This is a genomic window from Rhodococcus spelaei (assembly GCF_006704125.1).
In the GTDB taxonomy this organism is placed as follows: domain Bacteria; phylum Actinomycetota; class Actinomycetes; order Mycobacteriales; family Mycobacteriaceae; genus Rhodococcus_G; species Rhodococcus_G spelaei.
In genome coordinates, this window is record NZ_VIGH01000002.1 from 538,399 (window position 1) to 559,266 (window position 20,868).

Genomic DNA, 20,868 nt, shown 5'->3' on the forward strand with positions numbered 1-20,868 from the left:
GGCTTCGGGGAGTGCGTCGCCGCGCGGGCGCCCCGGCGCGGCCCCCTCCTACTATGGGAGTGTGTCCGATTCGCCGAGCCTCACCCCGAGTCCACTGCTCACCCTCCCCGGCGCCGTCCCCGCCCCGGACGACTCCCCCGACGCGGGCGTCGCCTGGCATTACGGCGACCCGCTCCGCGAACAACGCAGCGCCCAGACCACCGCGGCCGTCGTCGACCGCTCGCACCGCTTCGTGCTGTCCATCTCCGGTCCGGAGCGGCTGACCTGGCTGCACACCATCTCCAGTCAGCACGTCGCCGACCTCCCCGACCGCGCCTCCGCCGAGAACCTCAGCCTCGACGTCAACGGCCGCATCGAACACCACTTCGTGCTCACCGACCTCGACGGCGTCACCTGGATCGACACCGAGGCGAGCTACGGACCGGGGCTGCTCGGCTTCCTGCAGAAGATGGTGTTCTGGGCGAAGGCCGAACCGAAGCCCGCCCCCGACATGGCCGTCCTCAGCCTGCTCGGACCCGACATGCGGCGCCCGAAACTGCTTGCCGCACTTGGCCTGAGCGGACTGCCCGATGTCTACGGCGCGGTCCCGCTCGACGGCGGCGGATTCCTGCGCACCATGCCCTGGCCGGACGGCGACGCCTGGGACCTGGTGGTGCCGCGGGACCGGCTCACCCACTGGTTCACCGCGCTCACCGACGCCGGCGCCGCACCGGCGGGCAGTTGGGCATTCGAGGCGCTGCGCGTCGCGGCCCTGCGCCCACGCATCGGCATCGACACCGACGAGCGCACCATCCCGCACGAGGTGCACTGGATCGGCGGGGTCGCCGAACACGGGGCCGTGCACCTGGACAAGGGCTGCTACCGCGGCCAGGAGACCGTCGCCCGGGTGCACAACCTCGGCAAGCCACCCCGGCACCTGGTATTGCTGCACCTGGACGGTTCGGCCGACACCCGACCCGAGCCGGGCGACCCCGTCACCGCCGACGGTCGGGCGGTCGGGCACCTGGGTACCGTCGTGGATCACCACGAGCTCGGCCCGATCGCGCTCGCCCTGGTCAAACGCACGGTGCCGACCGACACCGCACTGGTGGTCGGCGGCGCGGCCGCGGCCATCGACCCGGACTCGGTGCCGAGCTACGACGCGGTCCAGCCGGGCCGCGCCGCCGTCGACCGGCTGCGCGGGCGGTGACCGCCATCGGGCGGGTCGACGCGGTGTGTGTCGTGCACGCCGAACGCGACAGCGGGACTCGGCGTGTGCGCCGCACCGCCATCGACAAGCGCCCCGCCGACGGACCGGTTCGGGTCGGACCGCTCGGCCTCGCCGGCGACCACGTGTGCGACACCGAGCACCACGGCGGCCCGTTCAAGGCCGTGTACGCGTACCAGCAGGACGAGGCGGAGCGCTGGGCGGCCGATCTCGGCCGCGAACTGCCCGCCGGCTGGTTCGGCGAGAACCTGAGGATCAGTGGGATCGCGGCGACCGACGCGGTGATCGGCGAACGGTGGCTCCTCGGCGACGGCGAGACGGCCACCGAACTCGAGGTGACCGGCCCGCGCACCCCCTGCGGCACCTTCGGCGTGTGGTCCGGGGAGCCGGGCTGGGTCAAGCGATTCGCCGAACGCGGCGACACCGGCGCCTACCTGCGGGTGGTGCGGCCCGGACAGGTCGCGGCAGGCGACCCGATCCGGCGCGTGCACGTGCCGGATCACGGCGTGACGGTCCGGGCCCTGTTCACCGGCCGCGATCCGGAGGCGCTGGTCGCGTTGCTCGCGCAGCAACCCGACCTGTCGCCTACAGTCGCGGACAAGGCACGCCGACGGATCGCCGGGCTGAAGGTGCAGGTGGAGTATTGAGCGTCGAACTGGTCGAGGTTGTTCGCTCCGGGTTCCGCGAGTGCGTGCACCGCGGCTCGCTGGTGGTCCTCGACCCCGGCGGTGAGCCCCGGATCGCGCTCGGCGAGGTGCACACCCCCATCTACCCGCGGTCGTCGAGCAAGCCGCTGCAGGCGGTCGCTGTGCTGCGCAACGGATTCGTCCCCGACGGCAGTCGTGAGATCGCCATCGCGACCGCCTCGCACGAGGGCGAACCCGGACACGTCGCCGTGGTCGAGGCACTGCTGCGCCGAAACGGGTTGAGCGAGAACGACCTGTTGAGTCCGCCCGCGTTGCCCGCCAACGAGGTCGCCCGGGCCCGACTCCTCGCCTCCGGAGCCCTCCCCCGTCGCATCTTCATGAACTGCTCCGGCAAGCACTCCGCCATGCTGGCCGCCTGCGCGGCGAACGGATGGCCCCGCGAGAACTACCTCGACCCGGCACATCCGCTGCAGCGCGCGGTCCTCGAGACGATCGCCGAACTGTCCGGCGAGGCGGAGTACGAACTCGGCATCGACGGCTGCGGGCTGCCGATCGTCCCGCTGTCGCTGACGGCGCTGGCGCGGGCGTTCTCGGCCCTCGTGACCGCCAGGCCCGGCACCGCGGAGCGTTCGGTCGCCGACGCGATCCGCGAACACCCCTGGCTCGTGTCCGGCACCGGCCGGGACGACGTCCGGCTGATGTCCGCGGTTCCCGGGTTGGTGTGCAAGGTCGGCGCCGACGGCGTGCACGCGGGCGCGCTCCCCGACGGCACTGCGTTCGCGCTGAAGGTCGACGACGGCGCCGAGCGCGCCCGACTGCCGCTGACGGCGGCGTTGCTGCACCGGATCGGGGTCGACTGGACCGAGGATCTTGCCGAGTTGGCCTCGCCCGCGGTGCTCGGCGGAGACGTCCGAGTGGGCACGATTCGGGCAATTCCGGGCGTGCTGAGATAAATCAGACACCCGACGCGGGCAGGGGAGGGAGCGCTCGTCTCGTTCTCACGCTAGAGTGTGTGTCAGGAAGAAATACACACTCAAACGGGGCCGCCAAAAATTCCCAGGCCGCCCCGCGGAAGCGCGAGGGGGTTGGCCATGGGCCGCGGCCGGGCTAAGGCAAAGCAGACCAAGGTTGCACGCGAGCTCAAGTACAGCTCGCCGTCCACGAACTTCGACAGCCTGCAAAAGGAACTGTCCGGAGGTTCGTCCAGCTCCCACCGGAACGGGGTACTCGCCGACCAGCGTTCCGACGACACCGCGTCGCGCTGGGACGACGACGAGAACGACGACTGGCGCCGCTGACGCCGGCACTGCACGACGAATGAGGGGGAGCCCACCGGCTCCTCCTCATTTTCGCGTGCGCGCACGCGGTGCGCTGCGCCCTCCCCCGGCGCCGCGCACACTCCACAACTGATCCCGCATCTCGGGCGAAGCCACTGACGAGAACGGACCGCCCAGCGCCGTTGAGGCGCTGAACGGTCCGTCCAGGTGGTCCGAAGGTGCCGGGCCCCGATGGGGCCGGCGGCTCAGAAGCGCGGGTGGTCTCCCACGAGCCGCACGAGGTCCGACCCGTCCTGCTTGTCGGAGGCCTTCGCGACGGTGCCGAGCGTCCAGCAGTCGATGTGCCGGGCGGTCAACACGGCCAGCGCGCGGTCCACGTCCTCGGGCGCGACGATCGCGACCATGCCGACGCCCATGTTGAACGTCTGCTCCATCTCGAGGCGCTCCACGCGGCCACGCTGCGCGATCATCGCGAACACCGGTGCCGGGCTCCAGGTGCCGCGGTCGAGCTCGGCCACCAGACCCTTGGGCATGACCCGAGCGAGGTTGTTCGCCAGTCCGCCGCCGGTGACGTGGCAGAAGGTCCGCACGTCGGTCTCCGCGATCAGCGCAAGGCAGTCCTTGGCGTAGATCTTGGTGGGCTCGAGCAACTCCTCGCCGAGGGTCCGGCCGAACTCCTCGACGTGCCCGGTCAGCGACATCCGGTCGATCTCGAGCAAGACCTTGCGGGCCAGCGAGTAACCGTTCGAGTGCAGGCCCGAGGACCCCATCGCGATCACCACGTCGCCCGGCCGAACCCGGTCGGGACCGAGCACGGCGTCCGCCTCGACCACGCCGACGCCGGTGGCGGACAGGTCGTAGTCACCGTCGGCCATCAGGCCCGGATGTTCGGCGGTCTCGCCGCCGAGCAGCGCGCAGCCCGCGATGATGCAGCCGTCGGCGATGCCCTTGACCAGCTCCGCGACCCGCTCGGGGACGACGCGTCCGACCGCGATGTAGTCCTGCAGGAACAGCGGCTCGGCACCGCACACGACGAGGTCGTCGACGACCATCGCGACCAGGTCCAGGCCCAGGGTGTCGTGCTTGTCCATCGCCTGCGCGACGGCGATCTTCGTGCCGACGCCGTCGGTGGAGGCGGCGAGCAGCGGCTCCTTGTATCCGCCCTTGAGCGCGAACAGTCCGGCGAAGCCGCCGAGCCCACCCATCACCTCGGGTCGACTGGCCTTCTTCGCGAGCGGCGCGAACAGCTCGACCGCCCGGTCACCCGCGGCGATGTCCACCCCCGCCGCAGCGTAGGAGGCGCCGGTGGGGCGGGGGTTCTGGTCCTCGGTCATCGGGTTTCAAGCTCCAGCTTGTTCTCGCCAGTGCCGTCGAGCACTGTCTGGTTGGTCTAGATCGTGTGACACACAGGTACGACCCGCAAGTATGCTGCCTCGCGGCCCGGCCGGCTGCCCAATGGGCGACCGAGGCCTACGGCCGGCTGAGCGCACTCGCGTTGTCGTTGTCCTTCGGCGCGGCCACACCGGCCGTGCTGTCGAGCATTCCCTCGAGCACGTTCTTGCCGATCGAGGTCTCGCTGGGCAGTGCGATCGGGTAGTTGCCGTCGAAACACGCCGAGCACAGACGCGACGCGGGCTGCTCGGTCGCCGCGATCATGCCGTCGATGGAGACGTAGCCGAGCGTGTCCGCGCCGATCGACCGGCGCACCCCCTCGAGCATCTCGTCCATGCTGTGGCCGGTCACGCCGCCGGGCTCGCTCGCCCCGGCACCGTTGGCGATCAGCTCCGCGGGCGACGCGAAGTCGATGCCGTAAAAGCAGGGCCACTTGACCGGCGGGGAGGCGATCCGCACGTGGATCTCGAGCGCCCCCGCCTCGCGGAGCATCCGGATCAGCGCGCGCTGGGTGTTGCCGCGGACGATGGAGTCGTCCACGACGATCAGCCGCTTGCCGCGGATGACCTCCTTGAGCGGATTCAGCTTGAGCCGGATACCGAGCTGTCGGATGGTCTGCGACGGCTGGATGAAGGTACGGCCGACGTAAGCGTTCTTCATCAGGCCCTGGCCGTACGGGATGCCCGAGCCCTGCGCGTAGCCGACTGCGGCCGGAGTGCCAGACTCCGGGACCGGGATCACCAGGTCGCCGTCGACAGGATGCTCCTTGGCCAGCCGTCGACCGATCTCCACGCGTGTGGCGTGCACCGAACGACCGCTGATCGTCGAGTCGGGGCGGGCGAGGTAGACGTACTCGAAGACGCAGCCCTTGGGGGTCGGCGCGGCGAAGCGCGAGGACCGCACACCGTCCGCGTCGATGGCGAGCAGTTCACCGGGCTCGATCTCGCGGACGAACGAGGCGCCCACGATGTCGAGTGCGGCGGTCTCGCTGGCGACCACCCAGCCGCGGTCGAGCCGGCCGAGGCACAGCGGGCGGACGCCGTGCGGGTCGCGCGCCGCGTACAGGGTGTGCTCGTCCATGAAGGTGAGGCAGAAGGCGCCGCGCAGCGTCGGCAGCAGATCCATCGCGGCCTGCTCGACGGTCCGGTCGGCGGCCGCGTGCGCGAGCAGGGCACCAACGATGTCGGAGTCGGAGGTGGCGCCGCCGGGCCGCTTGTCGTTGATCAGGCCGTACTCGCGAGCCCGCGCGGCGAGTTCCGCGGTGTTCACCAGGTTGCCGTTGTGGCCGAGGGCGATGCCCGTGCCCGCCGCCGTCGTGCGGAAGATCGGTTGCGCGTTCTCCCACGTCGTGGAACCGGTGGTGGAGTAGCGGCAGTGCCCGACGGCGACGTGACCCGGCATCGCGCCGAGAGTCTGCTCGTCGAACACCTGACTGACCAGGCCCAGATCCTTGAACACGAGCACCTGCGAGCCGTCGGCGACGGCGATGCCGGCCGCCTCCTGACCGCGGTGCTGCAACGCATACAGGCCGTAGTACGTGAGTTTGGCCACATCCTCGCCGGGAGCCCAGACGCCGAAGACGCCACACTCCTCGCGGGGCGGCTGCTCGTCCTGGTCGGACAGGCCCGTGGCGGGCGGCGCAGCGAGGAGATTTGGACTGTTGACCGACAATTCGGCTGGAGTCACCGGGGTTGCTCCCTTGGGGATGGGTGTGGGGGGCAAGCCCAGTCTACGGCCCCTCGCGGGATGCTCCGACCACCGGTGTCCGCGGCAGTCCGCACTGTCACGCGGGTCACAGGCGCAGCAGCGGCAACCAGTGCTCGATCTCCGACGCCCTCGTCCCGGACACGGTGAGCGCCCCCGACGCACCGGCCTCGGCGAAGGTGCGGACCCCGGTCGCCAGCAGCAGCCAGGTGCGCGGGTCGGTCTCGACGACGTTCGGCGGGGTGCCGCGGGTGTGCCGGGGCCCGGCCACGCACTGCACCGCGACGAACGGCGGGACGCGGACCTCCACCGACGAACCCGGTGCAATGTTCTCCAGGGTCCGCGCGCTGAGCCGGACCGCCGCGGCCAACTCGGCCCGGGCGGGTTGGGGGGCGTTCTCGTCGACGAGCCAGTCCCGGACCGCGAGTAGCGCCGACCGTAACTCGGCGGGATCGATCTTGCGTCGCGACGTCACCGGGCCAACCTACCGGCCGCCAGGTCCGCGGCTGCCGCCCCGCCCACATTGACCGAAAGATGCAGCAGCGCAGGGGCGATCACGCTGCCGCTACGCGCCCGCAGGAAGTCGAACAGCAGAGAACTCAGCGCCGTGAACGCGACCGTGCCGAGCACCGAGTCGCCCGCGTCGCGGGCCGGCCGGACATGCCAGAGCCCGAACGCGACCGCCCCGAGCGCAGCCGCCCCGCGCGGGAAGGCCCGGCGGGCCAGTGCGTACAGCACCGACCGGAACGCCAGTTCCTCCGCGAACACGGTGCCGAACGGGATGTGCACGAACACCCACTCGGTCAGGTCGGCGCGGCGCGCCCCCGCGCCCATCCGGGCCCTGGCCGCGGGCACCATGAGCGCGGCCGGGTACGCCGCGGCGGGGACGCTCGCGGCCACCGCCCCCACGCGCAGCCCCGAACCCACCGACACCCACCCGAGTTCGGCGGCGGACACCCCGCCCGCCACTGCGGCGACGCTCAGCCCGACCGCCATTGCCCCGTTCGCCCCCGCCCGCCCGCGCGGCCCGAGTCCGAGCCGCGGCAGGATTGCGTTGTTCCAGCCGACCAGCGCCGCCGCGGATCCGAGCGCGAGCGCCGCCCGGTTCATCTCATTTCTCCGGACCCTCGCTGCCGGCGATCGCCTCGAGCGTCCCGCGGACCCGCTCGGTGTCGGCCTGCGTCCAGCCGTCGGGCGCGGCGATGGCGAGCCAGCCGTCGAGGACGCTGGTGCCGTAGTTGTGGCCGTGACCGTCGGGAACCCCGGCGGCGTTGGCCAGGTCCGCCGACACCTGCCAGAACGTGACGAACGGGAACCACCGCATCTGCGGCAGTCGGTCCTCGCCGGGCTTCTCGGACAGCCAGTCCGGGCGCTTCAGAATCAGGTCCGTGGACCACCAGACCACCGGGTCGGAGGCGTGCTGGAGGTAGAGCACGCGCGGCGGCCACCAGGGACCCGGCGGCTGCGCAATGTCCGCGACCTCGTCAGCGAACCGCACCACCAGGCCGTCCGAGTACACCGGCTCGACCTCGGTGCTGCCCGGGTCGCGCCGCGAAACCAGTTGGTGCCAGAGCACGTTCGAGTTCGGTGGGCCCACCCACAGAACACCGTCGACCGTGTTGCGGATGTCGGCGAGGCCGTCGAAGGCCCCCTCCCCCGCCTGCGTGCCGAGGCTCTCGCCGTAGACGTAGAGCTTGGGCCGAGTCTGCGGCGGCTTGGTCAACCAGCGCTCGTGCACCTTGTCGATCAGCCGTTTGCCCGCCTCGGCCGCTTTCTCCCGGTCGGCGAGAAAGGAGATCCAACTGGGCAGGTACGAGTACTGAGTGGCGACGAGCGCCGAGTCGCCGTTGTGCACGAGCTCGATCGCCTGCGCCGCGGTCGGGTTCACCCAGCCGGTGCCGGTGGTCGGGATGATCACCAGCACCTTCCGCTCGAACGCACCGGTCCGTTCGAGCTCGTCGACCAGCAGGTCCAGTCGCTGGTCGGCGGTCGGCGCACTCTCGAGTCCGGCGTAGACCCGGATCGGCTCCTTGGCCGGGGCGCCGTTGGCCCGGCTCAGCTCTTGCGCATCGAGACCGCGGGAGACGAAGTTGCGGCCCTCGAAGCCGAGACTGTCCCAAGGCACCAACGAGTCCGGGCTGCCCGACTTCTCGGGCGCCACGGGCGCCACCACCCCGGCACGGGTGGTGTCGTTCTGCAGGCTGAACGCGGAGTTCGCGAGGGCGTAGACCTCCTTGACCAGCACGCCGGTGACCAGCGCGTACGTCAGGACGGCCACCAGCGCGAAGCCGAGCGGTAGTGCCGCCTGGCGGGGCACCCGCAGCCAGCGGTTGAGGTAGCGGGCGACCAGTCGACCCAGGTCGCGCAGCACCCGCCACACCGAGATGATCGCGGCCGCGACGAGCATGCTCAGACCGCCGGTACGGATGTAGCCGGTGGTCGTGGTGCCCTCGGCGTTCATCAGCGCCGACAGTTCGCGCTGCCAGCCCGCTGCGTAGACCAGCATCACCATCGCGGCCAGGATCGCGATGGCGACGACCCCGACCTTCAGCACCTGCATGTACCTGGGCGGCAGCGGCCACCAGGGTCGTTTCGCGAGGTAGAACCGGTAGACCGCCCAGCCGATCGCCGTGCCGACGCCGTAGCCGATCGCCGCGCTGATGCCACCGATCAGCCCCTGGAACAACCAGTCGCGCGGCAACAGCGAGGGTGTCAACGACCAGCAGAAGAACAGCGCCGCGAACGCGATACCGGTGAAGTCGAGGCTGAGAAGCCCCCACGCCCAGATGACGAAGGGGTGCTTGCCCGCCAGCCAGCCGGTGCGACGGTCGGCGGTCCGACCCGACGACACGGGAACCCCGGGCTGCGCGGCATCCGCCTGCGCCGTCCCGGGGTCCTGTGTCTCGTCGGTATCGGTCAATGGCTACCCGAACAGGGCCGGGAGTGTGCCTTCGTGGGTGGCGCGCAACTCCGCAAGGGTGACCGAGAACTGGTCCTGGACCTCGACGGAGTCGGAGCCCTCGTCGACGACGCCGATCCGCGTCCACGGCAGGCCGCGGGCGCTGCACATGCCGGTGAAGCGGGTCTCCTCGGTGCGCGGCACCGCGACCAGCACGCGGCCCGACGACTCGGAGAACAGCGTGACGAACGGGTCCGCACCCTCGGGGAGCAGGATCCGGCAGCCGGTCTCGCCGGCGAGCGCCGCCTCGACGACTGCCTGCGCCAGGCCACCCTCGGACAGGTCGTGCGCGGCGGAGACCAGGCCGTCGCGGGATCCGGCGAGCAGGATGTCGGCGAGCAACTGCTCGCGGTCGAGGTCGACCTTCGGGGGCACGCCACCGAGGTGGTCGTGTTCGACCTGCGCCCAGATCGAACCGTCGAACTCGTCGTGAGTCTCGCCGAGCAGGATCAGCGTCTCGCCGGGTTCGAGGCCGAGGCCGGTCGGGATGCGGCGGTGCACGTCGTCGATGACGCCGAGCACGGCGACGACCGGGGTCGGCAGGATCGCGGTGGCACCGGTCTGGTTGTAGAAGCTGACGTTGCCGCCGGTGACCGGGATCCCGAGCTTCGCGCAGCCGTCCGCGAGGCCGCGCACGGCCTGCTGGAACTGCCACATCACGCCCGGGTCCTCGGGGGAACCGAAGTTGAGGCAGTTGGACACGGCCTTCGGGGTGGCGCCGGTGACCGCGACGTTGCGGAACGCCTCGGCCAGCGCGAGCTGCGCGCCGGCGTACGGGTCCAGCGCGGTGTAGCGGCCGGAGGCGTCGGTGGCCAGCGCGATGCCGCGGCCGGTCTGCTCGTCGATGCGGATGACGCCGGAGTCGGCCTGCTCGGCGAGCACGGTGTTGCCACGCACGTAGCGGTCGTACTGCTCGGTGATCCACTTGCGGCTGCACAGCTGCGGCGAGCCGATCATCTTCAGCAGCGTGGCGCGCAGTTCGTCGGCGGTCACGGGGCGCTTCAGGTTCGCGCTGGTGTTCGCGATCAGCGCGTCCTGGGTGCCGGGGCGCTGCACGGGGCGCTCGTACACCGGGCCCTCGTGGGCGATGGTGCGCGCCGGCGCGTCGACGACGGTCTCTCCGTGCCAGTCGATGACGAGGTGCTCGCCGTCGGTGACCTCACCGATGACGGTAGCCAGGACGTCCCACTTCTTGCAGACGGCCATGAACGCATCGACGTTCTCCGGCGTCACCACTGCGCACATGCGCTCCTGGGACTCGCTCGAGAGAACCTCCGCGGCGGTCATGCCGGTCGCGCGGGTCGGGACCTTCTCGAGCTGGATGTGCATGCCGCCGTCACCTGCCGCGGCGAGCTCCGACGTCGCGCAGGACAGCCCGGCACCGCCGAGGTCCTGGATGCCGACGACCAGCTTGGCCTTGTACAGGTCGAGGCAGCACTCGATGAGCACCTTCTCGGTGAACGGGTCGCCCACCTGCACCGCGGGAAGCTTCTTGGGGCGTCCGCCCGAGCTCTCGTCGAAGGTCTCCGATGCGAGCACGGACACGCCGCCGATGCCGTCGAGGCCGGTACGGGCGCCGAACAGGATGATCTTGTTGCCGACGCCGGACGCGAACGCCAGGTGCAGGTCCTCGACGCGCATCGCGCCCGCGCACAGCGCGTTGACGAGCGGGTTGCCCTGGTAGGAGGCGTCGAAGACGGTCTCGCCGCCGACGTTGGGCAGGCCGAGGGAGTTGCCGTAGCCGCCGACACCGCGGACCACGCCGTCGACGACGCGGCGGGTGTCAGGGGCGTCGGCCGCTCCGAAGCGCAGCTGGTCCATGACCGCGATCGGGCGCGCGCCCATCGCCATGATGTCGCGCACGATGCCGCCGACGCCGGTCGCGGCGCCCTGGTACGGCTCGATGTACGACGGGTGGTTGTGCGACTCGACCTTGAAGGTGACCGCCCAGCCGTCGCCGATGTCGACGACACCCGCGTTCTCACCGATACCGGCGAGCATCGACGAACGCATCTCGTCGGTGGTGGTCTCGCCGAAGTACTTCAGGTGGACCTTCGAGGACTTGTAGGAGCAGTGCTCGCTCCACATGACCGAGTACATGGCCAGCTCGGCGTCGGTGGGGCGGCGACCGAGGATCTCCCGGATGCGGGCGTACTCGTCGTCCTTGAGACCCAGTTCCTTGAAGGGCTGGGCGACGTCCGGGGTCGCTGCGGCGTTGGTGACGGTATCGACCTGCGAGGACACTGGAAGTTGGGTCCCTTCCCTGGGGAGTCTGATCGGCAGACCGGCGGGGCGCTGCCAGCGCAAAGTCTAGCCGGGTGGGCCGACAGCGGCCGCACTGGTGGCAACGCACGCGGCCGGGTGCCGCACCTCGCGACACCCGGCTGCGCCGGTGAAGCTGCCTGTCCAGGTCACTGACCCTGCGGCGCTTGCAGTATCGGCGTCGCCTCGGAGGGGCGGTCGACTCCGAGCAACTTGGCCTCGCCAGTGGTAGCCGGGTCCGGACGATCCGCCTGGTCCGCCGCCTTCATCTGCAGACCATTCAGGTCGGTGCGGAAGTAGATGACGTTGTAGCGGTCCCAGGTGGTGCCGACGAACTCGAGGTACTGGCCCTTCGACCACGGGTGCATGAAACCGCCGTAGAGCGACGGGACCAGCAGCCCGCTGAGGATTGTCTGCGTGCCGCTCCACGGCCCCTCGAGGCGGTCGGCCTGGCGGATCACGATCGAGTTCGTCGCGTCGGTGTACATCGCGACGTACTTGTGCAGATAGTCGTTCCACTGCACCTGCAGCTCGCTGACCGGCGCCTCGATCACCGGCTTCGCCTGACCGATGTCCGCACCCCAGCCGGTGCCGTTCCAGTACTGGTAGGCGTTCAGGTTCAGGATCTGCGCGTACGCGACCCGTCCGAGCCGCGCCCCGCCGTTGCGACCCGACGGCGTGCCGTACTCGTAGACGAAACCGTCCTTCCCGTCCACGAACGCGCTCATCTGGAAGTTGTCGTTGCCCGGTGTCACCGCGGCGATGCCGGGAATGTCGATGCCGGCGACGTTCGCGCGGACCGTCGTCGGGTCCGCGGTCCAGGTCTCGCCGTTGTCCGTCGAGACCGCGATCGCAGAGTAGAGGGTGGTCCACTTGCCGGGCGAGTCCCAGGACTTCACCGACATGAACCGGGCGTACTGGGTGGTGCCGACGGAGATGCCCGCGGTCGGGATGACCGTGTACTCACCCGGGATGCCGAAGCCCTTGATGACCTGCCGCGAGTGATTCGGGCGGTCCAGCGGCGAACTGTCGATCCGCATCCCGTCGGCGAGGTTCGTGTCCGAGCTGCGGAACAGGACGTTGCTGCGCCAGTCGTCGCCGGGGCTGTCGCAGTCGCCGACGGTGTCGCCGAACGCCATCAGCACATCGTGCTGTCCCCCGGCGTTCCCGTTGTCCCACATGATGCCGAGGTCGGTGCCGGAGACGTTGAAGCGCGCGATCGTGTCGTTCGGGCTGCCCGGGCCGGTGACCATCTCGATCGCCTTGGTCTTGCCGGACAGGCGCGGCAGGGCGCCGTCGGGCGCCCCAGTGATCCATGGCAGGGCCTTGTCGAGCGACCCGGTGGCGCTGCCGGAACTGCCCGAACTCCCCAGACTGCCCGAGCCGGAGCCACCCTGGCCGCAGGGTCCGCCCGTCGCCGCCGAGGCGGGTGTGGCCATGGTCGCGGACACCGCGACAGCCACCACCGTCGCCGACAGAGCGGCAGACCACGATCGCTTCACTGTGAGCACAAGCAGGTTCCTTTCCGGAGGCCAACGCCTTGCGAGAACACCCCGGTATTCAGCGGGCGCTCTTCGTGCCACAGCCAACCACGCGAAACGCGTTGCTGCTGCGGCTGATGCGACAATTGTTATCAATGAGAACAATCCCGAGACGATGGTGCCGCTCCCCGCACGTCGGCGCAATCCGCCGCACGACCGACAGCCGGCCCTAGTCGGTGGGGGTGAGGAACGCCGCGAGCGCGTCGGCGTAAGCCGGGACGTCCGCAGCACCCATCAGCTCCCGCGACGAGTGCATCGCCAGCTGCGGGGCACCGACGTCGACGGTGGACAACCCGGTCCGCGACGCGGTGATCGGCCCGATGGTGGACCCGCACGGCAGGTCGGCGCGGTGCACGTACCGCTGCAACGGCACCCCCGCCCGGTCACAAGCGAGTGCAAAGGCACCGGCGCCCGCCGCGTCGGTGGCGTAGCGCAGGTTCTGGTTGACCTTGAGCACCGGACCGCCGTTGATCTCGATCCGGTGCGACGGCTCGTGCCGGTCCGGGTAGTTCGGGTGCGTGGCGTGCGCCATGTCCCCGGAGGCGCACACCGATCCCGCCATCGCCCGCAGGAAGTCCTCGCGACCGCCGCCACGCGCCAACACGATTCGCTCGAGCACCGAGTTCAGCAGGTCCGAGAAGGCGCCCCGGTCGGACATCGACCCGACCTCCTCGTGATCGAACAGCGCGAGGACCGGGATCGCGTCGCCAGGTTCCTCGGCGGCCGCGAGCAATGCGCGCGAGCCGGCGTAGCAGGTGCCCTGGTTGTCGAGTCGGGGCGCACTGACCAGTTCGCCCCGCAGCCCGACCACCGCGCTCGGCGCGAGGTCGTGCGTCATCAACTCCCACCCGAGCACCGCGTCCGCCTCGACGCCGGCCTCGTCGGCGAGGAACGCGAGGAAGCTGCGCGGCGAAGTGCCGACCCCCCAGATCGCATTGACGTGCCGCTGCGGGTCGAGCTGCACCCCCTTGCGGTCTTCGGACAAGTGGATCGCCAGCTGGGGCACCCGCAGGATCGGGCGGTCGACCCGGACCAGCTTCTCCTGCAAGCCGTTTCCGTCCCGCACACTGAGTCGGCCGGAGATGCCGAGGTCGCGGTCGAGCCACGAGTTCAGCCAGGCACCCCCGTACGGCTCGAGGCCGACCAGTTGCCAGCCCGCGGACTCGAGGTCGGGATGCTGCTTGACCCGCAGGTTCGGACTGTCGGTGTGGCCGCCGACAATCCGGAACGGCGCCGCCTCGCGGCCGCTCGCCTCGGTGCTCCACGCGACCAGTGACCCGCCGCGCACCAGGAAGTACCGGCTGGGCGCTGCCGGCCAGCCCTGGGTCTCGTGCAGCCGCACGAATCCTGCCGCGGTCAACTCCGCCGCGACCGTCTCGCACACGTGAAACGGCGACGGCGAGGCGTCGACGAAGGAGCAGAGCCCGGTTGCGGTGGCGTCGGTCAGGGAAGGCATGCAGCGATCTTATGACCGACGCCGGACCGCGGACCCTCAGTGCGCGCCGGACGACACACAGAACCGGTTGCCGTCCGGGTCGGTCAGGGTGACCCAACGGAACCCGTCCATGTCGTGGCGTTCGTACTCGCTCGCACCGGCCGCGACCAACCGCGCGACCTCGGCGTCGAGGTCCGGGGCGGAGAGGTCGAGATGGACGCGATTCTTGCCGGGGGTCGGGTCCGGAACCTTCTGGAAGGCAAGTTTGTACGGCGCGCCCGGCACACCGACGAGAAAGAACCAGCCCTCGTTCTCCTGCTCGATTCGCCCGCCGGTCTGCTCCGCCCACCAGGTGGCGAGCGGTCCCGGATCAGCACTGTCGAAGGTAATCATGCCCAGGGTGAGTGTCATGCCGGCACGCTACAACCGCCCTCCGACATGTTCCGGTCGCCGGCGCCGCCTCGAGCGCGGGCGTCGGCCCCGTCGGCTAGCGTTCTCCGGAGAGAAGATCACCAACGCCGATGCCGACGAAACGGACTTCGCATGACCGAATCCGCCCGACCAGCAACGACTCCCGAGTCCCAGACGGTTACCAGCCCCCTCTCCCCCGCGGCGATCTTCCTCGTCGCGACCGTCGACGAGGGCGGCGAGGCGGTCGCCCGGTCGCTGCTCGCGGACGCCGCGGGACTGCGCCGAGCGGTCGGATTGCGGGTGCCGGGCGCGGGTCTGGAACTGATCGTGAGCATCGGCTCGACCGCCTGGGACCGGCTGTTCTCCGGCCCGCGTCCGGCGCAACTGCACCCGTTCCCCGTGCTGCGCGGCGCCCGGCACCAGGCCCCGTCCACCCCCGGCGACCTTCTCTTCCACATCCGCGCGATGAGCCAGGACGCGTGTTTCGAACTGGCGCACCAGATCACCAAGCGACTCACAGGGGCGGCCACCGTGGTGGACGAGGTGCACGGTTTCCAGTACTTCGAGAACCGCGACCTGATCGGATTCGTGGACGGCACCGAGAATCCTTCCGGCGCAAAGGCCGCCACCGCGGTGACGGTGGGCGCCGAAGATCCCGACTTCGCGGGCGGCTCCTACGTGCACGTACAGAAGTACGTGCACAACATGACCGACTGGGAGGCGCTGCCGGTCCCCGAGCAGGAACGGGTCATCGGGCGCACCAAGCTCGAGGACATCGAGATGACCGACGACGTCAAGCCCGCCAACTCGCACGTCGCCCTCAACGCCGTCAAGGACGCGGACGGAAGGTCACTGGAGATCCTGCGGGCGAACATGCCGTTCGGCCGGGTCGGCGACGGCGAGATGGGCACCTACTTCATCGGCTACTGCCGCACTCCGGACATCACCGAACGCATGCTGGAGAACATGTTCCTCGGCAGTCCGCGCGGCAATTACGACCGCCTGCTGGACTTTTCGACCGCGGTCACCGGTTCGGCATTCTTCACCCCGAGTGCCGACTTCTTCGAGGTGCTGCCCGCGCCGCCGACGAACTGACGACGCGGGCCGCCGACTTCAGTGTCCGGGTAGCACGCAGACGCTGTCGAGGCCGAGCACGTGATTGAGCCGGCCGAAGGCCAGCCACGAGCCGATGCTCATCGACAGCTCCACCACCTCGGCCTGGCTGTAGTGCTCGAACATCCGCGTCCAGAACTCGTCGTCGAGGCCGTGGTGGTCGAGCGCGTACCGCTCCGCGTACTCGGCGGCCAGCCGGGTGCGCTCGTCGAAAATGTCGGTGGTGCGCCAGTTCTCGACGGCGTCGTCGAAACCGGCCTCGACCTTCTGCCCGTCCCGTTCGGTACGCCAGTCCTGGCAGAAGATGCAGCCGTTGATCTGTGCGATCCGCAACCGTGCGGCCTCGAACGCGCGCAGGTCGATGGTCGAGTGTTCGTACACGGACAGCGAGAACTGGGAGGCCGCGATCCCGATACCGGGGACCATCTCGCCCCACACGTACCCGATCGGGTCCTTGTCTTCGGGAATGTCGATGAGCATGGCTCGTCCTTTCGTGACTACCGTTTTCCGAGTTTGCCGACTGCGGGGCCCAATTTGCCGACGGCAGGACGCAGCGGGACGTCGAGTGCGTCGTAGAGTCCGGGTTCCGCCGCCACCAGCCAGTCGATGGCGCTCACCAGTCGCCCCACCGCGGTGGCGTTTCCGCCCGCCGACCGGCTGCCGTCCTCGTCGGTGCACTCGACGGACACCTCGATGTGCGGCCGGCCCTCGATGATCACCCGGTGAGCGCCGTCGCCGTCCGGCGGCATCGGCCAGTCGGTGGCGCAGGTCGGGTGGATGCGGGTGACGTGTTCGATGACGATGCGGGGTTCGCCGTCGACGATGCCCTGCACCTCGAACCGCACCGCGCCCTGGGTGCCCGCCTCGAAGTCGCCCATCGTCTTGGTGCTGACGGTCTCGTCGAGCGCGCGCCGGTCGAGGGTTTCGCGAATCTCGTCGAGTTCGACGCCGAGGGCCCGCGCCATCATCCGGACCTGTCCGCCCCACACCATGGTCGGGATCGTCGGCGCGATCATCGGCGGCAGGTAGTCCATCGGCTGTCCCATGCCGACCAGGTACCGGACCGAGTCGGGCTGGTCGTAGGTGGAGTAGTCGAAGATCTCCTGGCAGCGGATCACGTCGACGGTGCTGCCGAGCCCGCTGAGCAGCAGCGGCAGCACGTCGTTACCCCAGCCGGGGTCGACGCCGGAGGCGAACAGGGAGCCACCGCCCTCGGCGATCGCGGCGAGCACCGGGTCCCGCAGTTCGGCGGGAGCGTTGGTGGGGTCGTACAGCGGGTACAGCGCGGGGCTGACGACCACCGCGCCGGCGCGGATCGCCCGGCAGATGTCGGCGAGGGCGTCGTCGGGCCGGATGTCCCCGGACGCCGCGTACACCACGGCGCCGGGGCTCGCGGCCAGCACCGCGTCGATGTCGTCGGTGGCCGCGACCCCCAGTTCGAAGTCGAGCCCGGCGAGTTCGCCGGCGTCGCGACCCACCTTGTCGGGGTTGTGCACGAGAACGGCCGAGAGCTTCAGTGCCGGGTGCGCATCGACAGCTCGGATGGACGCTCGGCCCACGTTGCCGGTACCCCAGACGACGGTGGAGATCATGGCTGGGGACGCTACCGACTTGGAACAGGTTCTCGTGGTCGAATCGGGCGATTCAGGCAGTGACGGCGTCCGCCCGAATCGTGGCGGACGGGCGCAGCGGGACGTCGAGCGCGTCGTACAGTCCCGGCCCCCTCTCGACGAGCCAGGCGATGGCGTCGACGAGCCTGCCGACCGTCGTCTCCTCGCCGCAGCGGCCCGCCGCCCGGACCGTCATGTCGATTCGGGGCTCGCCGTCGACGAGCACCCGATGGGTGCCCGCGGCGTCGCCGGGCAGTGTCGGCCAGTCCGGGGCGCAGGTCGGGTCGATACGGTTGACGTGCTCGATCACGATGCGTGGTTGCCCGCCGACGATGCCCTGCACCTCGAACCGCAGCGCGCCCTGTCCGCCCGCCTCGAACTTGCCCATGGTGTCGGTCTCGACGGTGACCTCCAGCGCGCGCCGCGAGATCGTCTCGCGGATCTCGTCGAGTTCGACGCCGAGCGCCCGGGCCAGCAGCCGTACCTGACCGCCCCACACGGTGGTCGGCATTCGCGGAGCCAGCATCGGCGGCAGGTAGTCGAGGGGCTCGCCCATGCCGACGAGGTAGCGCACCGACCCCGGCTCGTCGTAGTCGGAATAGTCCACGATCTCCTGACAGCGGATCCGGTCCACCCTGGTGCCGAGTCCGCCGAGCAGCAGCGGCAGGACGCCGGTCGCCCAGTCCGCGTCGACGGAGGTCACGAACAAGGATCCGCCGCCCGATTCGATTGCCTCGCGGATCGGTTCGCGCACCTGGTGCCGGTCGTCGCGGCTGTCGTACAGCGGGTAGATCGACTCGGTGACCACGACGGCGCCCGCGCGCAGCGCCGCGCAGATGTCGGCGACCGCGTCGGCCGAGCGGGTGTTGCCGGACGCCGCGTACACCACCGCGCGGGGCCCGCCGGCGAGCACCGCGGCGGCGTCGTCGGTGGCGGCCACCCCGAGCGTGCGGCCCAGACCGCCGAGTTCACCCGCATCGCGACCGACCTTCGCGCGCTCGTGCACCAGCACGGCCGCCAGTTCCAGGCCCGGGTGCGCGTCGACGGCACGGATCGCCGCCCGTGCGATGTTCCCCGCACCCCACACGATCGTCGAGATCATGGGGCGGACCGTAGCAAAAGGGCGGACCGGAAAACCCGGTCCGCCCTCGTCGCGGTTCACCGTTTCGCTCAGGCGGTGAGGACTGCGTCCAGCGCGGAGTAGAACATGCCGAGCCCGTCGTCGCTGGGCCCGGTCAGCGACTCGGTCGCGTGCTCGGGGTGCGGCATCAGGCCGACGACACGACCGTTCGCGGACGCGATGCCGGCGATGCCACGCTGCGAGCCGTTCGGGTTGTCGCCGGCGTAGCGGAACACCACGCGACCCTCACCCTCGAGCTCGTCGAGCACCTGCTCGGAGGCCTGGTAGCGGCCCTCGCCCGACTTGAGCGGGATCAGGATCTCGGCGCCCGACTCGTAGCGCGCGGTCCACGCCGTCGAGGTGGACTCGACCTTCAGCCACTGGTCGCGGCAGATGAAGTGCAGGCCCTCGTTTCGGGTCAGCGCGCCGGGCAGCAGCCCCGCCTCGCAGAGCACCTGGAAGCCGTTGCAGATGCCGAGCACCGGCATGCCGCCCTTGGCGGCCTCGACGACCTTCCCCATCACCGGAGCGAACCGGGCGATGGCGCCGCAGCGCAGGTAGTCGCCGTAGGAGAAGCCGCCGGGGACGATGACGCCGTCGACGCCCTTGAGGTCGGCGTCGCCGTGCCAGAGGCTGACGGCCTCGCCGCCGGCGAGGGTCACCGCACGGGCGGCGTCGACGTCGTCGAGGGTGCCGGGGAAGGTGATGACTCCGATGCGCGCGCTCATGCGTCGACGCGCCTCACGGTCCAGTCCTCGATCACGGTGTTCGCGAGCAGGCCCTCGGCGATCTTCTCCAGCTCGGCGTCCTCGACGCTGCCGTCGATCTCGAGCTCGAAACGCTTCCCCTGGCGGACATCGGACACGCCGGCGAAGCCCAGTCGGGACAGCGCTCCGACGATGGCCTGCCCCTGGGGGTCGAGAATCTCGGCCTTGGGCATGACTTCGACTACGACACGGGCCACGTGCTGCTCCTCGCTTGGTGCTCCGGTACCGCCCGGGAGAATCACGCCGGGCAACTGGCAGTTTACCGGTCCGCCCGACCACCGTCCGCACCGACCAACTCCCGATCGAGTGAACGGTGCCGCGGGATGTGAACCAGCGCATACTCGGAGGCATGCAGCTCACCCACTTCGGTCACTCCTGCCTGCTCGTCGAGCACCTCGGCGCGAAGATCCTCTTCGACCCCGGCACCTTCTCGCACGGCTTCGAGGGCATCACCGACCTGGACGCAATCGCGGTCACCCACCAGCACCCGGACCACGCGGACCCGGCGCGGCTGCCCGCGCTCGCCGAGGCGAACCCGGGCGCCGCCCTGTACGCCGACCCTCAGACTGCCGCCCAGCTCGGCGGTCGCTGGGCCGCGGTGCGGCCGGGCGACGCCTTCGACGTAGGCCGAGTACACGTGCGCGGCACCGGCGGACGGCACGCAGTGATCCACCCGGATCTGGCCGTCATCGACAACACCGCGTTCCTGCTCGGCGACGACGAGAACCCGGCGTTGCTGCTGCACCCGGGCGACTCGCTGTACATCCCGCACGAGAAGGTCGACGTCCTGGCGCTGCCCGCGGCGGCGCCGTGGCTGAAGATCTCCGAGGCGATCGACTACCTGCGGGCCGTCGCGCCGCGCGTCGCAGTCCCGATCCACCAGGCGATCCTCGCGAACGAGGCCACCGGCATCTTCTACGGCCGCTACTCCGAGATGGCGCCGGACGGTACCGAGTTCCGCGTGCTGGGCGAGGAGTCGAGCGCCGAGGTGTCCTGAGTTCGGCCGGCTCACACCCACTGCACGAGTTGCCACACGATGCCGTTGGGGTCGGCGAACTGGCAGAAGCGCTCACCCCAGGGCTCGGTCTCGGGTTCGGTGACGACCGTGGCCCCCTCTGCGGCGATGCGGGCGAACTCGGTGTCGATGTCGTCGACGACGAACGCGATCAGCAACCCCTGGCCGGCGGGTCCGGCGATCGAGGCCGGCTTGAACGTGCCGAGGCCGGTCCGCAGGAAGATCACGTTGACGCCGGCATCCGGGTGGGCGAGCGAGACGAAGCCGTCGTCGGCCATCGCCTCGGTGAAGCCGAAATGGGTCTTGGCGAACTCCGCCGAGGCGGTGGTGTCGGCGACGTTCAGGGACAGGGCGGTGCCGGTGATCTTCATGTGACCTCCACGAGACGAGAAAACCTTATGCAATGTA

At 70.3% G+C, this 20,868-nt stretch carries 21 protein-coding genes; 6 read left to right on the plus strand and 15 right to left on the minus strand.

Annotation, left to right across the window (positions count from 1 at the left end; all coding sequences use genetic code 11):
• Nucleotides 1–61 precede the first annotated feature (61 nt).
• The 4 genes from ygfZ to FK531_RS06395 all read left to right on the plus strand — a co-directional run bounded on the left by ygfZ (nt 62) and on the right by FK531_RS06395 (nt 3,152).
• Nucleotides 62–1,189 carry a CAF17-like 4Fe-4S cluster assembly/insertion protein YgfZ gene (gene ygfZ, locus FK531_RS06380; RefSeq protein WP_142096430.1) on the plus strand — a complete coding sequence of 376 codons (1,128 nt, stop codon included), beginning with the start codon at nt 62–64 and terminating at the stop codon, nt 1,187–1,189.
• On the plus strand, nt 1,186–1,854 hold the full coding sequence (locus FK531_RS06385; RefSeq protein ID WP_142096433.1) for an MOSC domain-containing protein: 669 nt from the start codon (nt 1,186–1,188) through the stop codon (nt 1,852–1,854). The genes ygfZ and FK531_RS06385 overlap by 4 nt, the downstream gene beginning before the upstream one ends.
• The gene (locus FK531_RS06390) at nt 1,851–2,807 is read left to right on the plus strand and encodes an asparaginase (RefSeq protein WP_142096435.1); all 957 of its coding nucleotides are present in this window, start codon (nt 1,851–1,853) and stop codon (nt 2,805–2,807) included. The genes FK531_RS06385 and FK531_RS06390 overlap by 4 nt, the downstream gene beginning before the upstream one ends.
• Nucleotides 2,808–2,945: 138 nt before the next feature.
• On the plus strand, nt 2,946–3,152 hold the full coding sequence (locus FK531_RS06395) for a DUF3073 domain-containing protein (protein ID WP_077042815.1): 207 nt from the start codon (nt 2,946–2,948) through the stop codon (nt 3,150–3,152).
• 224 nt (nt 3,153–3,376) lie between these two features.
• On the opposite strand, the gene purM is transcribed toward FK531_RS06395, so the two are convergent.
• The 9 genes from purM to FK531_RS06440 all read right to left on the minus strand — a co-directional run bounded on the left by purM (nt 3,377) and on the right by FK531_RS06440 (nt 14,835).
• The gene (purM, locus tag FK531_RS06400) at nt 3,377–4,465 is read right to left on the minus strand and encodes a phosphoribosylformylglycinamidine cyclo-ligase (RefSeq protein WP_142096438.1); all 1,089 of its coding nucleotides are present in this window, start codon (nt 4,463–4,465) and stop codon (nt 3,377–3,379) included.
• 136 nt (nt 4,466–4,601) lie between these two features.
• Nucleotides 4,602–6,209, minus strand: coding sequence for an amidophosphoribosyltransferase (gene purF, locus FK531_RS06405; RefSeq protein WP_142096441.1), 1,608 nt, complete (start codon nt 6,207–6,209; stop codon nt 4,602–4,604).
• 106 nt (nt 6,210–6,315) lie between these two features.
• A complete protein-coding gene (locus FK531_RS06410; protein ID WP_142096443.1) occupies nt 6,316–6,702 on the minus strand; it encodes a sterol carrier family protein in 387 nt (128 codons plus the stop codon).
• Nucleotides 6,699–7,337 carry a CPBP family intramembrane glutamic endopeptidase gene (locus FK531_RS06415; RefSeq protein ID WP_142096445.1) on the minus strand — a complete coding sequence of 213 codons (639 nt, stop codon included), beginning with the start codon at nt 7,335–7,337 and terminating at the stop codon, nt 6,699–6,701. The genes FK531_RS06410 and FK531_RS06415 overlap by 4 nt, the downstream gene beginning before the upstream one ends.
• A 1-nt stretch (nt 7,338) precedes the next feature.
• Complete coding sequence (locus FK531_RS06420) at nt 7,339–9,039, minus strand: alpha/beta hydrolase (protein WP_246097963.1); 1,701 nt, start codon at nt 9,037–9,039, stop codon at nt 7,339–7,341.
• Nucleotides 9,040–9,150: 111 nt separating this feature from the next.
• Nucleotides 9,151–11,430: a phosphoribosylformylglycinamidine synthase subunit PurL gene (gene purL / locus FK531_RS06425; RefSeq protein ID WP_142096450.1), complete on the minus strand. Its 2,280-nt coding sequence runs from the start codon at nt 11,428–11,430 to the stop codon at nt 9,151–9,153.
• A gap of 167 nt (nt 11,431–11,597) precedes the next feature.
• The gene (locus tag FK531_RS06430) at nt 11,598–12,887 is read right to left on the minus strand and encodes a glycoside hydrolase family 183 protein (protein ID WP_142096739.1); all 1,290 of its coding nucleotides are present in this window, start codon (nt 12,885–12,887) and stop codon (nt 11,598–11,600) included.
• 271 nt (nt 12,888–13,158) lie between these two features.
• Nucleotides 13,159–14,445 carry a M18 family aminopeptidase gene (locus FK531_RS06435; protein WP_142096451.1) on the minus strand — a complete coding sequence of 429 codons (1,287 nt, stop codon included), beginning with the start codon at nt 14,443–14,445 and terminating at the stop codon, nt 13,159–13,161.
• Between the two features lie 36 nt (nt 14,446–14,481).
• Nucleotides 14,482–14,835 (minus strand): VOC family protein, encoded by a 354-nt coding sequence (locus FK531_RS06440; protein ID WP_142096453.1) that lies wholly within the window; start codon nt 14,833–14,835, stop codon nt 14,482–14,484.
• A 132-nt stretch (nt 14,836–14,967) separates the two neighbouring features.
• Between FK531_RS06440 and FK531_RS06445 the strand changes: the two genes are divergently transcribed.
• Entirely contained in the window at nt 14,968–15,930 is a 963-nt protein-coding gene (locus tag FK531_RS06445; protein ID WP_142096455.1) for a Dyp-type peroxidase, read from the plus strand.
• Between the two features lie 18 nt (nt 15,931–15,948).
• On the opposite strand, the gene FK531_RS06450 is transcribed toward FK531_RS06445, so the two are convergent.
• From FK531_RS06450 to purS, 5 genes are all read right to left on the minus strand, one after another.
• On the minus strand, nt 15,949–16,428 hold the full coding sequence (locus FK531_RS06450) for a carboxymuconolactone decarboxylase family protein (RefSeq protein ID WP_142096457.1): 480 nt from the start codon (nt 16,426–16,428) through the stop codon (nt 15,949–15,951).
• Nucleotides 16,429–16,445: 17 nt separating this feature from the next.
• Nucleotides 16,446–17,540: an NAD(P)H-dependent amine dehydrogenase family protein gene (locus tag FK531_RS06455; RefSeq protein WP_142096460.1), complete on the minus strand. Its 1,095-nt coding sequence runs from the start codon at nt 17,538–17,540 to the stop codon at nt 16,446–16,448.
• 52 nt (nt 17,541–17,592) lie between these two features.
• Nucleotides 17,593–18,660, minus strand: a complete 1,068-nt coding sequence (locus tag FK531_RS06460) for an NAD(P)H-dependent amine dehydrogenase family protein (RefSeq protein WP_142096464.1) — start codon at nt 18,658–18,660, stop codon at nt 17,593–17,595.
• Nucleotides 18,661–18,728: 68 nt separating this feature from the next.
• A complete protein-coding gene (gene purQ, locus FK531_RS06465) occupies nt 18,729–19,406 on the minus strand; it encodes a phosphoribosylformylglycinamidine synthase subunit PurQ (protein ID WP_142096467.1) in 678 nt (225 codons plus the stop codon).
• Nucleotides 19,403–19,642, minus strand: coding sequence for a phosphoribosylformylglycinamidine synthase subunit PurS (purS, locus tag FK531_RS06470; RefSeq protein WP_142096470.1), 240 nt, complete (start codon nt 19,640–19,642; stop codon nt 19,403–19,405). The genes purQ and purS overlap by 4 nt, the downstream gene beginning before the upstream one ends.
• Before the next feature lie 152 nt (nt 19,643–19,794).
• Between purS and FK531_RS06475 the strand changes: the two genes are divergently transcribed.
• Nucleotides 19,795–20,442 (plus strand): MBL fold metallo-hydrolase, encoded by a 648-nt coding sequence (locus tag FK531_RS06475; protein WP_142096474.1) that lies wholly within the window; start codon nt 19,795–19,797, stop codon nt 20,440–20,442.
• 11 nt (nt 20,443–20,453) lie between these two features.
• Here FK531_RS06475 and FK531_RS06480 read toward each other — a convergent pair whose 3' ends face one another.
• The gene (locus tag FK531_RS06480) at nt 20,454–20,831 is read right to left on the minus strand and encodes a VOC family protein (protein WP_142096477.1); all 378 of its coding nucleotides are present in this window, start codon (nt 20,829–20,831) and stop codon (nt 20,454–20,456) included.
• Nucleotides 20,832–20,868 lie beyond the last annotated feature (37 nt).